The organism is Methylobacterium sp. Leaf113, assembly GCF_001423325.1.
GTDB lineage: Bacteria > Pseudomonadota > Alphaproteobacteria > Rhizobiales > Beijerinckiaceae > Methylobacterium.
Map to the genome: position 1 here is coordinate 258,855 of NZ_LMNJ01000023.1, position 15,174 is coordinate 274,028.

Below are 15,174 nucleotides of genomic sequence, written 5' to 3' on the forward strand. Positions count from 1 at the left end.
GTCGGGGTGGGCTGCTGGATCGCTGCGGTCACAGGCGCCTCCTCTCGGAAAAGCTGACTTCGTAGAGTTCGGTGAGTTCGAGGTGGCCCGCGAGCTTGGTCCAGAGCCGCTCGATGCGGCCGGCGCGGGTCACGGTGGCGGTCCGGCGCACCACGAGGCGCTCGCCGTAGGGCACCGAGGTGGGGGCGTCGTGCACCTGCACGGCGTCGCCCGGCTCGATCTCGAAGGCGGCGTCCAGCACCACGTGGGCGTGCAGGCTCTCGGCCGTCTGCTCGATCTCGACGGTGCAGGGGACGTCGACGGTTCGGCGTCCGTTCAGCCAGGCCATCATCGTACGGCTCCATGGTCGGGCATCAGGCGGGCGAAGGCGGCGTAGTTCGAGGGGCCGAACGCGCCGAAATCGACGCTGCGCCCGGTGAGCGCGTCGTCGAGGCGCAGCGCTCCGTCGGCGAAGCGGGTCAGGCGGAACGGCACTTCGCGGGAGAGACCGGCCCGGAGGCGTCCCTGCGCGAAGCCCCGCAAGGTGGCGCGGATGAAGTTGTCCGCGCCGGGCGGGACCGTGGCGATGAGGGTGCCGCGCTCGGCATCCCGCAGGGTGATCGAGCCGTCCGCCACATCGTCGACCCGGAGGGCGAGGCTCTGAACGGGGCGCGCCGGCTCCATACGGGTCAGGCCGACGCTCTCGACCCGGCCGACGGTGACGGCCGCGATGACGAAGCCGAGGAGGAGGCCGGCCCCGACGACAAGCGTGCGGGAGGTGCGGCCGGCGCTGCGCGCGAGGGGGTGCGGGCGGGTCATCGCGTCAGCTCGCGGCGGCGAGGCGGGGCCGCGGCGCCGTGCGGGGCCGCAGCATCACCGGTCCGGCCGCCTCCTCTGGCGCCGCCCGGTGCGCCGCCAGCGCACGGCCCAGGATCTGCGCCACGTCTTGGCCCTGCGCCACCGTGCGCAGCATCGGCTCGGGCCGGTTGACGCGCCAGGGGCGGGCATGGGGCCAGAGGTGGAGGTAGGCGACGCGGTTGCCCGGGCGCAGGCGCAAGGGCAGATCGGCGCTGCCGTCCCGGTAGAGCCGGCACTCGGCCGCGTCCACCAGGGCGAAGGGCAGGTTCAGGGTCATCGGCAGGGCGATACCGATCCGCATCACCACCCGGCGGTTGGTGATGGTGTAGGTGGTGGTGCGGGCCGAAAGCCAGCCGAGCAGCGCGAGCAGCAGGACTGCCCCGGTCCCGACCGCCAGGGTCGGCAGTGCCAGGGTCGCGGCCTCGCGCCAGACCCCCGACAGGAGTGGTGGCAGGGCGGCCCAGAAGGCGAGCGCTCCGAACCACAGGCCGACAAGGCCGAGATGCAGGGCCCGGAAGGCGATGCCGAAGCCGCAGGGCCGGCCCTGCCACAGGATGTGCTCGCCGGCCGGCAGCGGGGCCGGCAGGCCGCGCGGCGCGTCGAAGGCGTTGGCGGGAAGGGAATGGGTCGCGCTCACAGGATCGCCTCCTGGCGGGTCGGCGTCGCGTAGAGCGTGCCGCCGCCGTAGAACGCCATGATCCGCTCCTCCTCGTTGAGCGTGACCGAATCCGGGTCCTTGGTGGTGGGAACATCGGCGAACTGGTGCGCCAGCAGGGCCTCGCAGGTCACCGTCTGGGAAAAGCGCCCGGTCCGGCAGAAGGTGGCGGGCATCAGCACCCGGCGACCGCCGGCTCCCAACTCGACCTCGTAGTAGCGCACCATCGATTCACCCCGGTCGACCCAGAGGTCGCTCACCGTCCCAGCCACCTGCCGGTCGGCGCCGAAGACCGACATGCCGATGGGGTTGGGGCCGAGCTCGTGGACCACGAAGTGGTCGGCGACCCGCAGGGGGACGATGCGCTTCTCGCGGTCCCAGGTCTCGTCGTGGCTGTCCTCGCGGTTGGCGTAGGAGCCCGGGCCGATGGCGTCGTGCAGGCCGTCGGTGTCGGGTTCGAGCGGCGCGCCCGGCCAGACCTCGAACTTGTGGCCGCGGTAGTTCCAGGGGGTGCGCTCGCCGGTCTGGGGCGCGTATTTCACGTGGCCGTTGGACAGGAGGAACTGCTTCGGCGACGGGATCAGGAACGGGTCCGGCGGCATCGCCCGGCCGCGGGCGGCCTCGGATTCCAGCGGGTAGCCCTCCCGGCGGTCCTCGCGGCGGAGATAGAAGACGAGGCCGGCGAAGAAGATCCAGAAGGCGTAGAGGACCACCTGCGCGACGTCGACGTAGCCCGTGATTTCACCTCTCGGCATGGCCGGTCTCCTTCAGGCTGAGCGGGGCAGGGATTGAGGCAGGGCGCGCGACCGGGGCGTGCGGTTCTCGGCCCGGACGAGGGGGCCGATGGCCAGCAGCGTCGCGAACAGCAGCGCGATCTCGAGGTGGTAGACGATGAGGTATCCGGTCGAGGGCAGGTTCATCGCCTCGCCGAGCGCACCGGATTCGGCGAGATGGGCGCCGAGATCCCGCAGAATGCCGCTGGCCGCGATGGCGAGGCCGGCCGCACTGGCCTGGACCGCGCCCCAGGCGCCGAGCGCCAGCCCGGTCTCCTCCGGTCCCGCCTTGGCCATCGAGGCCGTCAGGGTGCCGTGGGCGAACAGGCCGCCGCCGAGACCGATCAGGCTGACGCCGACCGCGAACAGTCGAGCCGAATCGAGCGGTGCGGCGAAGACCACCGCCGAGAAGGCCGCGATGCCCACCCCGGCGCCGGAGGCGGCGACCCGGAAGGCGTCGCCGCCCCGGTCGAGCCAGCGCGCGGCGATCAGCAACCCGATGCCGCCGCCGGCCGCGAGCAGAGCGGTCAGCGCCGTGGTGGCGGCCACCGGCAGGTGCAGGATCTGGCCGCCATAGGGTTCCAGCAGGATGTCCTGCATCGAGAAGGCGGCCGTGCCGAGCCCCGTGGCGACGAGACGGCGGCGCGCCCGGCCCTTGCCGGCATAGAGCGCCCAGGATTCCGAGAAGGCGGGGCGTGGCAGGTCCCGGGCCGTGCGGCTCGGGGCGCGGGGCTCCTGCTTCCACAGGGCGATGCCGTTGAGCACCACCGTGAGCAGTGCTGCGCCCTGGATGACCTTGATCAGGCGGAGCGCCGAGAAGTCTGCGAGGAGCAGCCCGAACGCAATCGCGCTCACCACCATGCCGGCGAGCAGCATGACGCAGAGGAGCGCGACGACCCGGGGTCTGGCATGGGCCGGAGCGAGGTCGGTGGCAAGTGCCAGGCCCACGGTCTGTGTGGTGTGGAGCCCCGCGCCGACCATGACGAAGGCGAGGGCCGCCGCCACGTGGCCGGGCCAGACCGGGCCGGTGGTGTCGCCCGACAGGATCAGCAGGGCGAACGGCATGATGGCGAGCCCACCGAACTGCAGCAGCGTGCCGAACCAGATGTAGGGCACCCGGCGCCAGCCGAGCACGGAGCGGTGCGTGTCCGAGCGGAAGCCGACCAGCGCCCGGAACGGCGCGAAGATCAGCGGCAGCGACAGCATCACGGCGACGATCCAGGCCGGCACCGCCAGCTCGACGATCATCACCCGGTTGAGGGTGCCGATCAGCAGCACGGCCGCCATTCCGACCGTGACCTGGAACAGGGCGAGACGCAGCAGGCGCCCCATGGGCAGCTCCACCGTCGCCGCGTCGGCGAAGGGGAGGAAGCCCGGGCCGACGCGCTGCAGGGCGCGGGCCATGGAGGCGCCGAGGCGCGTCATGCTGACCGCCCGAGTTCGAAGGCCTGGGACAGGTAGAACCCGCTGTTCACCCGATGCGCGCGGTCGATGCGGACGCCCGAAAGAGCCGGCTCGGCCGCCAGCCGACGGCGCAGGTCCGCCTCGCCGACGGGCACGATGGCCGGGGCGCGGTCGCCGCGGGGAAAAACCCGCCCGGCCATGTGCATCAGGGTCAGGAGCGGCGTGCGCGGCGCCACCGTGAACAGGATGGCGGCATCGGTGCGCGCCGCCAGCGTCGCCAGGGCCTGGACGATATCGGGCGTGGCGTAATGGATCAGCGAATCCATCGCGACCACGTAGTCGAAGTGGCCGAGACCGGGATCGAGCATGTCGCCGACCCGAAAATCGATGCGACCCGAGGCCGAGACGGCCGTGCGCTCCCGCCCCAGGGCGATCAGGGTCGGCGAGACGTCAATGGCGACGACGTCCGCACCCCGGCGGGCCGCTTCCAGACTGAGTGCCCCGGTGCCGCAGCCGGCGTCGAGCAGGCGCGTGCCGCTCAGGTCGGCCGGCAGCCAGGACAACAGGGTGCCCCGCATGGCGTCGCGCCCGGCCCGCACCGTGGCGCGGATCTTCGAGACCGGTGCGTCCGACGTCAGCCGCGCCCAGGCGTCGACGGCGGTGCGGTCGAAATAGGTGGTGAGTTGCGAGCGGCGGGCGGCGTAGCTGTGTGAGGTCATGATGCGGCCTCCGCTCAATCGAAGCCGAGGAATTCGAACAGGTCGCGGTCCTTCATGGGAATCGCGTTCAGCGGCTTGCCGCCGGCCCAGAGATGGGCCGCCAGCCGCATGTATTCGGTGGTGACGGCGACCAGCTCCGGCGTCGGTTCCATCTCGAACAGGGTCGACTTCTTGAGGCGCGAGCGCCGGACCACGTCGAGGTCGGGAAAGTGGGCGATGCGCTCCAGGCCGACGGCGGCGTTGAAACGGTCGATCTCGTCGGTCTTGGCCGAACGGTTGGCGATGACGCCGCCGAGGCGCACCGGATAGTTCTTCGCCTTGGCGTGGATCGCCGCCACGATGCGGTTCATGGCGAAGATCGAGTCGAAGTCGTTGGCGGTGACGATGAGGGCGCGGTCGGCGTGCTGGAGCGGCGAGGCGAAACCGCCGCAGACCACGTCGCCGAGGACATCGAAGATCACCACGTCGGTGTCTTCGAGCAGATGATGCTCCTTCAGGAGCTTCACCGTCTGTCCGACGACGTAGCCGCCGCAGCCGGTGCCGGCCGGCGGGCCGCCGGCCTCGACGCACATGACGCCATTATAGCCTTCCGCCACGAAATCCTCGATGCGCAGCTCCTCGGAGTGGAACTGCACGGCCTCCAGGGCATCGATCACCGTGGGGGCCAAGCGCTTGGTCAGCGTGAAGGTCGAATCGTGCTTCGGGTCGCACCCGATCTGCAGCACGCGCTTGCCGAGCTTGGAGAACGCCACCGACAGGTTCGACGAAGTGGTCGACTTGCCGATGCCGCCCTTGCCGTAGACGGCGAACACCTTCGCGGTGCCGATCTTCAGGTTCGGGTCGAGTTCGACCTGAACGCTTCCCTCGGGCTGCCGGGCGGCGACCGGATTGCGGATGGCGATGTTCATGCGGCGACCCCTGCGGTGATGCCTTCGACACGGTCTTCCAGTTCCTCCTCGGCGCGGTCGAGCGCGTCGCGCGTCGCCGCGTCGGGGGTCCAGAAGCCGCGCTGGTGCGCCTCGATCAGCCGGTGTGCGACCTTGGCCGAAGCGGTCGGGTTGAGGGCCGCCATGCGTTCGCGCATGGCGGGGTCGAGGACGTAGGTTTCGGTGATGCGCTGGTAGACCCAGGGGGCGACGCCGTTGGTGGTGGCCGACCAGCCCAGGGTGTTGGTGAGGTGCGCCTCGATCTGGCGCACGCCCTCGTAGCCGTGGCCGAGCATGCCCTCGGTCCATTTCGGATTGAGCATCCGGGTCCGGGTCTCGAGGGACACCTGTTCGGTCAGCGAGCGCACCACGCCCTCGCCCCGGGTCTGGTCGCTGATGAAGATCGGCACGGCCTCGCCGCGGGCCTTGGCGACCGCCCGGCCCATACCGCCGAGGCCGTCGAAATAATGGTCCACCGAGGTGACGCCGACTTCGACGGAATCGAGGTTCTGGTAGGCGAGATCGACCGTGGCGAGCACGGCTCCCATCAGGGCGCGCTGGGCCGTCGGCACGCCGGTGCGGCCGTAGGCGAAGGATTTGCGCCGCGCGAAGGTCTCGGAGATCTCGTCGGCATCCTCCCAGCGGCCGGATTCGACCAGCTGGTTGACGTTGGCGCCGTAGGTGCCTTCGGCGTTGGAGAACACCCGGAGCGCCGCCGTCTCGAGATCGATGCCGTGTTCGACCTGAAGCGCCAGGGCGTGCTTGCGCACGAAGTTCTGTTCGGACGGCTCGTCGGCGGTTGCGGCCAGATACGAGGCCTCCGCCAGGAGCTTCGTCTGCAGCGGCAGCAGATCGCGGAAGATGCCCGAGAGCGTGACCACCACGTCGATGCGCGGGCGACCCAGGGTTTCGAGCGGGATCAGGGTCGCGCCACTGAGCCGTCCATAGCCGTCGAATCGCGGAGCCGCGCCGATCAGCGCCAGGGCCTGGGCGATGGGTCCACCCTCGCTCTTCAGGTTGTCGGTGCCCCACAGGACGAGAGCGATGCTCTCGGGCAGCGCAGCCCCTTCGTCGCGGTAGCGGGCGAGAAGCCGCGCCGCCTGCCGGGCGCCATCGGCCAGCGCGAAGGCGGAGGGCAGACGGTAGGGGTCGAAGCCGTGCAGGTTGCGGCCGGTGGGCAGAATGTCCGGGTTGCGCAGGAGGTCGCCGCCGGCGACGGGCGCGATGAACCGGCCGTCCAACGCCCGAAGCAGGCCCTGGATCTCGTGATCCTGTGACAACAGGCCATCGGTCTCGCGCAGGGCCGCGAAGGCGGCGCGGTTCGGTTCGGTGAGGGCGAGGCCACCCTGTCCCAGCGCGATGTCGATGGTCTCCCCCGCCACCAGGGCCTCGAGGCCGGCCCGTGCGGACACGAGACCGTGGCTGGCCTCGGCGAGCGCGAGCAGGATGTCGGCCCGCTCCTCCGGCGGAGTCCCCTGCCCCACAACGTGGAGCCCGTGCGGGATCAGGGTGTGCTCCAGCTCGTGCAGCGCTGCGCCGAGGCGGTGGACGTGGCCCGCGAGGTCATCCGTCCAGGCCGGTTCGGCGGCGGTGAGGTCGAGGGCGGACCCTTGCGCCTGGATCAGCTCGGCGAGATCGCGGCGCTCGCCAACGGCTTCCGGCTCCAGGGAGCGCCAGCGCTCGATCGAGGCTTTCAGGTCGATGAGCCCGCGATAGAGTCCGGCCTGGGCGAGGCTCGGCGTCAGGTAGCTTACGAGGGTCGCGGCGGAGCGGCGCTTGGCCAGCAGGCCCTCGGACGGGTTGTTGGCGGCATAGAGATAGACGTGGGGAAGCGCGCCGATCAGCCGCTCGGGCCAGCAGGCACCGGAGAGGCCGGTCTGCTTGCCGGGCATGAATTCCAGAGCCCCGTGAGTGCCGAAATGCAGCACGGCGTCGGCGCGGAAATCCTCGCGCAGGTAGCGGTAGAAGGCCGAGAAGGCGTGGGTCGGAGCGAAGCCGCGCTCGAACAGCAGCCGCATCGGGTCGCCCTCGTAGCCGAAGCCCGGTTGAACGCCGACGAAGACGTTGCCGAACTGGGCACCGAGTACGAAAATCTGCGAACCGTTGCTGTTCTGGCGCCCCGGGGCGGGCCCCCACTGCGCCTCGATCTCGGCCAGGTGTCGCTCGCGCCGGACGTGATCGTCGGCCGGGATGCGGTGGTGGACGTTGGCGGGGGTGCCGAACCGGCTCGCATTGCCGTCGAGCAGAGCCGCGCGCAGGGCGTCGACGCTCGACGGCAACGCGACCGCGTAGCCCTCGTCCTTCATCGCCGCGAGGGTGTTGTGGAGGGAATGATAGACCGACAGGAAGGCGGCGGTGCCGATGCTGCCGGCGTTGGGCGGAAAGCCGAACAGCACCACGGCGACCCGTCGCTCGGCCCGCGCCTTGCGCCGCAGGACGACGAGGCGCTCGATGCGGGCGGCGAGCATGTCGGCGCGTTCGGGGTGCACGACCATGTCGCGGGCGCTGGCGCCGAGCGAGCGGCTGGAGCGGCCGCCGAACACCATCGGGGCGGTGGCGCCGTCGAGTTCCGGGATCGCCACCATCATGGTGGCCTCCACCGGCGACAGGCCCCGATCGGAGGCCTCCCATTGTTCCAGAGTCTGGAACTCGAGGGCGTGGGCCGCCAGATAGGGTACGTCGAGGTCGGCGAGCAGCGCCTGCGCCCCGGCGGCGTCGTTGTAGGCCGGGCCACCGACGAGGGAGAAGCCGGTGAGCGAGACCAGCGCGTCGATGGTCGGGCGCCCGCCATGCCGGAAGAAGGCGTCGACGGCGGGGCGGTTGTCGAGGCCGCTGGCGAAGGCCGGCACGACGGCGAGGCCGCGCGCCTCCAAGGCGGCGATGACGCCGTCGTAATGGGCGGTGTTCCCGGCCAGCACGTAGGAGCGCATGACGAGGAGGCCGACGCGACCCTTCAGGGGGCCTGCGGGCCTGGGCACCCTCGCCACATCCTCGCCGATCCGGCCGGCCATGCGCGGATGATAAAGGCCGGTCTCGGGGTAGCTGAGCGGCGCGGGTGCGGCCGCGATCCGGCGCCAGCCCTCTCGCGGGCCGGCGGCGTAGCGACCGACCAGGAAGCGCACGAGGTTGGCGATGTTCTCGTCGGACCCCGAGAGCCAGTATTGCAGGGTGAGGAAGTAAGCCCGCACGTCCTGGGCCGAGCCCGGAATGAAGCGCAGGATCTTGGGCAGTTTCCGGATCATCGCCATCTGGCGGGCGCCGTTGCCCTGGGCGCCGGGCTTGCCGCGCAGTTTCTTCAGAAAATCGAGGGCGCCGCGCTTGGTGCCGTCCATGTCGAAGCGGTTGAGACGGGTCGTCTTCACCACTTCGCTGGCCGACAGGCAGCCGATCATCGCGTCGCAATGCGGCCGCCGCGCCAGCAGCGACGGCAGGATCGCCCGGACGTGTTCGTCCATGAACAGCATGGTCGAGAGGATGATGTCGGCGCGGGCGATGTCGGCCTTGCAGGCCTCCAGGGCGGTGGGGTCGGTGTCCCAGGCGGCGGCCGCATGGAAATCGAGCGTTAGGCCCGGCAGGTCGCGGGCGAGTCGCTGACGGGCGCGCTCCAGCGCGCTCGCCACATGATTGTCCATCGTCACGAGGACGACCCGGAGCGCCGGGCGCTCAGCGTCCGAAATGCGCTTTGGCATCGTATAAGGTCTCGACGGTGATGAGCGGCAGGGCACGGTCCCGTGCGAAGCGCTCGGTGTTCGCGCGGGCCTTGCCCCGCACGAAGAACGGGATCTTCTTCAGTTCCTTCTCGGCATCGCTCGCCCAGGTCAGGAGGATCGGATCGGTCGGTGCCATGGTCGCCGAGGGCGCCTCGGCTTCGGGTGGCACCACATCGACGCCGTGCCTCGGCAGGTGCGAGGGCGCGGCGGCGCCGTGGAATTCGGAATCCTCGCGGAACATGCCGAGCAGGTGTTCCTCCAGGCCCATCATCAGCGGGTGGACCCAGGTGTCGAACAGGACGTTGGCGCCCTCGAACCCCATCTGGGGCGAGTGGCGTGCGGGAAAATCTTGGACGTGGATCGGCGCCGAGATCACCGCGCAGGGCAGCCCCAGGCGCTTGGCGATGTGGCGCTCCATCTGGGTGCCGAGCACGAGTTCCGGCCCGGCGGCCTGGATCGCGGCCTCGACGTCGAGGTAATCGTCGGTGATGGTGGCTTCGATGCCGTGAAGCGCCGCCTCGGCGCGGACCTCGCGGGCGAATTCGCGGGTGTAGGTGCCGAGACCCACCACCTTGAAGCCGAGTTCGGTGGCGGCGATGCGGGCGGCGGCGAGTGCGTGGGTGGCATCGCCGAAGATGAAGACCCGCTTGTCGGTGAGGTAGGTCGAGTCGACCGAACGCGAGTACCAGGGCAGTCGCGAGGGCGCGCCGCCGAGCACCGGCGCCGGATCGACACGTGCCGCGGCCGCGACTTCCTCGACGAAGCGGATTGTGGCCTGGACACCGATCGGCACGGTCTCGATCATCGGCTGGCCGAAGATCTTCTGCAGGTGTGCTCCGGCGGCGCGGGCGATCTCGGGATAGAGCACGATGTTGAAGTCGGCCGCCCCGAGGCGCCCGAGATCGGCGGGCGTCGCGCCGAGCGGCGCCACCAGGTTCACGTCGATGCCGAGGGCGGCGACGATCTTCGTGATTTCCACGAGGTCGTCGCGATGGCGGAAGCCGAGCGCCGTGGGGCCGAGGATGTTGCAGAGCGGGCGGCGCCCGTCGCGCGGGCTCGGCGTACCACCGGCCAGGGCCCGGACGAGGCGATAGAGGGTTTCCGAAGCGCCCCAGTTCTCCTTCTTCTGGTAGGCCGGGAGCTCGAGGGGAATGACCGGGATCGGCAGGTCGAGGGCGCGAGCAAGGCCACCCGGATCGTCCTGGATCAGCTCGGCGGTGCACGAGGCGCCGACGATCATCGCCTCCGGCTGGAAGCGCGCATAGGCCTCCGCCACGGCATCCTGGAAGATCGCGGCCGTGTCGGCGCCGAGATCGCGGGCCTGGAAAGTGGTGTAGGTCACCGGCGGGCGCGCGTCGCGCCGCTCGATCATGGTGAAGAGCAGGTCGGCGTAGGTGTCGCCCTGGGGGGCGTGCAGCACGTAGTGCAGGCCCCGCATCGCGGTGGCGACGCGCATGGCGCCGATATGGGGCGGTCCCTCGTAGGTCCAGAGCGTGAGCTGCATCGCCTCAGACCTCCAGCCGCGCGCGGCGCTTGAGTGGCCGCGCGAACAATTCGGCGAGGTCGCCGGCTTGGTCGTAGCCCTGGATCGGCGTGAACAGCAGTTCGATCGACCACTTGGTCGCCAGGCCCTCCGCCTCCAGCGGATTGGCGAGACCGAGGCCGCAGATTGTCAGGTCGGGCTTTGCGGCCCGGCAGCGATCCATCTGCGCATCGAGGTTCTGGCCCTCCACCACCTGCGTGCCGGCCGGCAGCAGGGCCAGTTCGGGCGCGTGGTGCTGGCGGTGCAGGTAGGGTGTGCCGACCTCGATCAGCTCGGCGCCCATCTCGCGCGACAGGAAGCGGGCGAGCGGCAGTTCGAGCTGCGAGTCGGGGAAGAAGAACATCCGCTTGGCCGAAAGCCGTTCGCGGTAGAGGTCGAGGGCGATGGCGGCCCGCGCTCGTCCCGGCGCGGTGACGCGCGCGACGGTCTCGCGATCGATGCCGAAGGCCTCGGCGGCGGCGGCGAGCCAGCTGGTGGTGCCCTCCGACCCCAGGGGGAACGGGGCGGCGATCCGCAGGGCGCCGCGCGCTTCCAGGGCCCGGGCGGTCTCGGCCAGGAAGGGCTGGGCGAGGAGGTAGCGGGTGTTCGCGCCGAGCACCGGCAGATCGCCGGCCCGGCGCGCCGGCAGGAAGGCCACGTCGGCGATGCCGAGATCGGCGAAGAGGCGGGCGAACTGGTCCTCGACCACGTCGGCCAGGGCGCCGACCACGAGGAGCGAGGGCGCGGCGGTCTCGTCTGCCCGCGGCATCTCGGGCACCAGGGCGGCGAGACAGGCATCTTCGCCCTGCGTAAAGGTCGTCTCGATGCCGCTGCCCGAGTAGCTCAGCACGCGCACGCCGGGATGGAAGCTGCGGGTGAGGCGCTGGGCCGCCCGCGAGAGATCGAGCTTGATCACCTCCGAAGGGCACGAGCCCACGAGGAACAGCAGCCGGATGTCGGGGCGGCGCTCGATCAGGCGCCCGACGACCCGGTCGAGTTCCTCGTTGGCATCGACGAGGCCGGCAAGGTCGCGCTCGTCGAGGATCGCGGTGGCGAAGCGCGGCTCGGCGAAGATCATCACGCCGGCGGCCGACTGGATCAGGTGGGCGCAGGTGCGCGAGCCGACCACCAGGAAGAAGGCATCCTGGATCTTGCGGTGCAGCCAGACGATGCCGGTCAAGCCGCAGAACACGGCGCGCTGGCCCCGCTCCTGGCGGATGTCGCAGCCGGTCTGCGGGGCCGGCCCGATGGGACGGGTCTGGAGCGGCGCGTGGGCGTTCATCGGGCGGCCCCCGCGACGAGGCGGCTGGGCGTGGCCTGGAGCCGGGCGGCTCGGAGCTTGAGCACGAACTGCGCGGCGTTGACGGCGTAGGAGGCGTAGGCCGCCAGCGCCAGAACCATCAGGCCCGCGGTGTCGAGGGCGCCGGTGGCGAGGGCCGCCAGGTAGGCGGTGTGCAGGGCCAGCACCAGCATGCTGACCATGTCCTCCCAGTAGAAGGCGGGGGCGAACAGGTAGCGCCCGAAGACCGCCTTCTCCCAGATCGAGCCGGTGATCATGATGGCGTAGAGGACGAGGGTCTTCACCACGACGGAGAGGTTGGCGGCGAAGGCGCCCTCCCCGGTCGACAGGGTCTTGAGAACGAGCCCGAGGCTGATCGCGAACACCAGGAATTGGAGGGGAGCGAGAATGCCCTGAACCAAGGTCCAGGGCGTGGCATCGCGCCGGGCGCGCTCATCGGCGTCGTAGAGGGGTCGCCTGGGCCTGTCCGCTTTCCGGATCATGCTGATCGCCCCCTTTCTGAGCACCTTGCGACCGGGTCGCCGGGGCTCGTTGAAGGGAGGTTAGGAAGGGCATCCCCGAGTGTCAAGCTGGCTTGACGTCAAATCGCTATTACAAAATGAATGCAGAATAGTTATAAACCGGATATTGAAAAAGCAGTTCGAGTGGGTATCGTGTCGCTTGATTGCAAGTGCTGGGACACCAGCCCTCCCGACGCCGGAGTATCGAGGCGGATCTTTCGAAATTCCGGAATTCGACGCGCAAGATCGAACCGAATTTTACCCCGTCAGCGACATTGGGAGGGACCAATGGATGATGTGAGGCAGTTCGGCGATTGTTTGCGCTACGAACCGACCGGTCGTGATGTCAGCGACCTGTACGATGCCGGAATCGGCGCGCAGCTAGCGGTCTTCGGTCAGGCGATGCGCCTGCAGCGGGACTTGGCGCGCGTGGTCGAGACGGAGATCATTCCGCGCCTGATGCTGGCGCATCAGATCGAGCCACCGCCGCAAACCAGCAATATTTTGCCGGATGCCGTGCAGATTGCGGCGTTCACGGCGCTGATGCTGGCCCCGGCCGGCGACGACCTCGAGTCCCGCCTGACCGAGCTGCTGGCGACCGGTCTCGGTCCCGAAAGCCTGCTCCTCGACCTTCTGGCGCCGACGGCGCGCCACCTCGGCACGCTGTGGGAAGACGATCTCTGCGACTTCGTGGAGGTGACGCGCGCCATGGGTCGCCTGCAGCGAATCATGCGCGAGATGACCAGCCGCTTCGGCGGCGAGCCGACGGTCGTCCGGAGTCATCGCAGGATCCTCCTGCTGCCCTGCCCCGGAGATTCCCACAGGTTCGGCCTCACGGTCGTCGAACGATTTTTCCGGGAGGCCGGGTGGTCCGTCACTTGCACCGCCGCCGAGCCGGACGACGTCAGCCTGCGGCGGATTCGCGAGGGCTGGTTCGACATCGTCGGTCTCTCGCTCGCCTGCGAGACGCTGTTCCCCCGGATGACCGAGACCGTCGCAGCCCTGCGCCGTCACTCCCGCAACGCGGCCGTCCGGGTGATGGTCGGCGGCCCCGCCTTCGCGACCGATCCCGAGAGCTTCCGGTGCGTCGGCGCCGACGCGAGCGCCGGCGACGCGCGACACGCCGTGTCCGTGGCGGAATGCTTGCTTGATCTGTCGCCCATACCCTGCTGAAAGACGTATCCGATCGATCGCATCGATCACAAGATCTCGATCCGACCCATCCGACCACATCCCGACGTGGTGATCCGTGACCAGCCTGGCGCTTCCTGCCGCGAGCCATGCGCTCGCGGCGCTTCAAAAATCCCTTGGTCCTCTCGACGCTCAGGCGGCCGGGCTGCTGGTGGCTGCCGCGACGGATCTCTCCCTGGTGATCGACGCTGAGGGGGTCGTCCGGGAAGCGACCTTCGGCAGCGCCGATCTCGCGGATGAGGGGTGCGAGGCCTGGCTCGGCCGGCCCTGGGTCGAGACGGTCACGGTCGAGAGTCGCCCGAAGATCGCCGCCCTTCTGAAGGATGCGGCTCCCGGTGCGGTCACGCGCTGGCGCCAAGTCAACCATATTTCGCCGACCGGCACCGACCTGCCCGTGCGTTACGCCGCCATGCGACTCGCCAAGGACGGGCAGATCCTTGTCCTCGGGCGCAACCTGCGGGCCATGGCTTCGCTGCAACGGACCCTGGCCGAGACGCAGCAGGCCCTGGAGCGCGACTACCTGCGCATGCGCGGGGCCGAGACCCGCTACCGCCTGCTGTTCCAACTCGGGTCGGAGCCGGTGCTGGTGGTGGATGCGGCGACCCGGCGCGTCACCGACATCAATCCCGCCGCCTCGCGGCTGATCGGCCGGGCGGAGAAGCGCATCGTCGGGCAGGATGCGGTCGACCTGTTCGACGGCGCCAGCCTGCGGGACCTCGAATCGCTGTTCGCCGGGCTGCGGGTGACCGGTCAGGCCGCCGACCTCGATGCGGCGCTCAGCCAGGGTCGCGGCTCGGTCCGCGTCGCCGCCTCGCTGTTCCGGCAGGAGAACGCCACCAGCGTGCTGCTCCGGCTCGCCGCGCCCGACACGGTGGCGCTGGAGGCGAGCGCGGCGCGCGCGGGCATCGGCGCGCTGGATGTCCTGCGCAACCTGCCCGAGGGGTTCGTCGTGACCGATCCGGCCCGGCGCGTGCTCTCCGCCAATCCGGCCTTCCTCGATCTGGTGCAGCTCGCCACCGAGGAGCAGGTGCGGGGCCAACCCCTGGAGACCTGGCTGGGCCGCGAAGAATCGGAGGCCTCGGCCCTGTTCGCCACGCTGGCCCAGCACGGCTTGGTCCGGCACTTCCCGACCCATATCCGGGGCGCCTATGGCGGCGTCGAGGATGTCGAGGTCGCGGCCGTTTCCGTCACCGGCGGAAGCCATCCCTGCCTCGGCTTCACCCTGCGGGCTACGCCGCGCCGGGCCGCGCCGGTCTCCGGCGGGCGTGAACTGCCGCGCTCCGTCGAGCAGATGACGGAGCTGGTCGGCCGCGTCTCCATGAAGAACCTGGTGCGCGAATCGACCGATCTGATCGAGCGCCTATGCATCGAGGCTGCCTTGCGCATCACCCGCGACAATCGCGCTTCGGCCGCCGAGATGCTCGGGCTGAGCCGGCAGGGCCTCTACGCCAAGATGCATCGCTACGGCATCGGCGATCTCGATGGCCGGGACGTCGCCGACGACGCCTGATGGGCGGGGGCGACTGCGCGCCTCTGGGGCCAACCCGTCGCGCCGCGTCTGATCGCCGTCGCTCCGTCCGCGACCGGCATGGTCGACGTCGCGACATTGTTGTAAATCAAACTTGACACTCGTGGGT

13 protein-coding genes are annotated in these 15,174 nt (G+C 70.2%); 2 read left to right on the top strand and 11 right to left on the bottom strand.

Annotated features, from left to right (window positions below; translation table 11 throughout):
* Positions 1 to 28 precede the first annotated feature (28 nt).
* From ASF60_RS15210 to bchF, 11 genes are read right to left on the bottom strand one after another with little or no spacing between them, the layout of a single operon-like run.
* Complete coding sequence (locus ASF60_RS15210) at positions 29 to 331, bottom strand: hypothetical protein (protein WP_443136766.1); 303 nt, start codon at positions 329 to 331, stop codon at positions 29 to 31.
* The gene (gene puhC, locus ASF60_RS15215) at positions 328 to 798 is read right to left on the bottom strand and encodes a photosynthetic complex assembly protein PuhC (RefSeq protein ID WP_056186481.1); all 471 of its coding nucleotides are present in this window, start codon (positions 796 to 798) and stop codon (positions 328 to 330) included. Before puhC ends, ASF60_RS15210 begins: the two co-directional genes overlap by 4 nt.
* Before the next feature lie 4 nt (positions 799 to 802).
* The gene (puhB, locus tag ASF60_RS15220) at positions 803 to 1,474 is read right to left on the bottom strand and encodes a photosynthetic complex putative assembly protein PuhB (protein ID WP_056186484.1); all 672 of its coding nucleotides are present in this window, start codon (positions 1,472 to 1,474) and stop codon (positions 803 to 805) included.
* Positions 1,471 to 2,247 (bottom strand): photosynthetic reaction center subunit H, encoded by a 777-nt coding sequence (gene puhA / locus ASF60_RS15225; RefSeq protein WP_056186487.1) that lies wholly within the window; start codon positions 2,245 to 2,247, stop codon positions 1,471 to 1,473. Before puhA ends, puhB begins: the two co-directional genes overlap by 4 nt.
* Before the next feature lie 12 nt (positions 2,248 to 2,259).
* Positions 2,260 to 3,690 (bottom strand): MFS transporter, encoded by a 1,431-nt coding sequence (locus ASF60_RS15230; protein ID WP_056186490.1) that lies wholly within the window; start codon positions 3,688 to 3,690, stop codon positions 2,260 to 2,262.
* Positions 3,687 to 4,388: a magnesium protoporphyrin IX methyltransferase gene (gene bchM, locus ASF60_RS15235; RefSeq protein ID WP_056186493.1), complete on the bottom strand. Its 702-nt coding sequence runs from the start codon at positions 4,386 to 4,388 to the stop codon at positions 3,687 to 3,689. The genes ASF60_RS15230 and bchM overlap by 4 nt, the downstream gene beginning before the upstream one ends.
* A 14-nt stretch (positions 4,389 to 4,402) precedes the next feature.
* Entirely contained in the window at positions 4,403 to 5,296 is an 894-nt protein-coding gene (gene bchL / locus ASF60_RS15240; protein WP_056186496.1) for a ferredoxin:protochlorophyllide reductase (ATP-dependent) iron-sulfur ATP-binding protein, read from the bottom strand.
* A complete protein-coding gene (locus ASF60_RS15245) occupies positions 5,293 to 9,003 on the bottom strand; it encodes a magnesium chelatase subunit H (RefSeq protein WP_056186499.1) in 3,711 nt (1,236 codons plus the stop codon). The genes bchL and ASF60_RS15245 overlap by 4 nt, the downstream gene beginning before the upstream one ends.
* Positions 8,978 to 10,528 carry a ferredoxin:protochlorophyllide reductase (ATP-dependent) subunit B gene (bchB, locus tag ASF60_RS15250; RefSeq protein WP_056186501.1) on the bottom strand — a complete coding sequence of 517 codons (1,551 nt, stop codon included), beginning with the start codon at positions 10,526 to 10,528 and terminating at the stop codon, positions 8,978 to 8,980. Before bchB ends, ASF60_RS15245 begins: the two co-directional genes overlap by 26 nt.
* A gap of 4 nt (positions 10,529 to 10,532) precedes the next feature.
* Entirely contained in the window at positions 10,533 to 11,828 is a 1,296-nt protein-coding gene (locus ASF60_RS15255) for a ferredoxin:protochlorophyllide reductase (ATP-dependent) subunit N (protein WP_056186503.1), read from the bottom strand.
* On the bottom strand, positions 11,825 to 12,325 hold the full coding sequence (gene bchF, locus ASF60_RS15260) for a 2-vinyl bacteriochlorophyllide hydratase (protein WP_443136767.1): 501 nt from the start codon (positions 12,323 to 12,325) through the stop codon (positions 11,825 to 11,827). Before bchF ends, ASF60_RS15255 begins: the two co-directional genes overlap by 4 nt.
* 123 nt (positions 12,326 to 12,448) lie before the next feature.
* On the opposite strand from bchF, the gene ASF60_RS15265 reads away from it, so the two are divergent.
* Complete coding sequence (locus ASF60_RS15265) at positions 12,449 to 13,519, top strand: cobalamin B12-binding domain-containing protein (protein ID WP_244478443.1); 1,071 nt, start codon at positions 12,449 to 12,451, stop codon at positions 13,517 to 13,519.
* 76 nt (positions 13,520 to 13,595) lie between these two features.
* Positions 13,596 to 15,047: a transcriptional regulator PpsR gene (gene ppsR / locus ASF60_RS15270; protein WP_056186509.1), complete on the top strand. Its 1,452-nt coding sequence runs from the start codon at positions 13,596 to 13,598 to the stop codon at positions 15,045 to 15,047.
* The last annotated feature ends 127 nt before the right edge of the window (positions 15,048 to 15,174 follow it).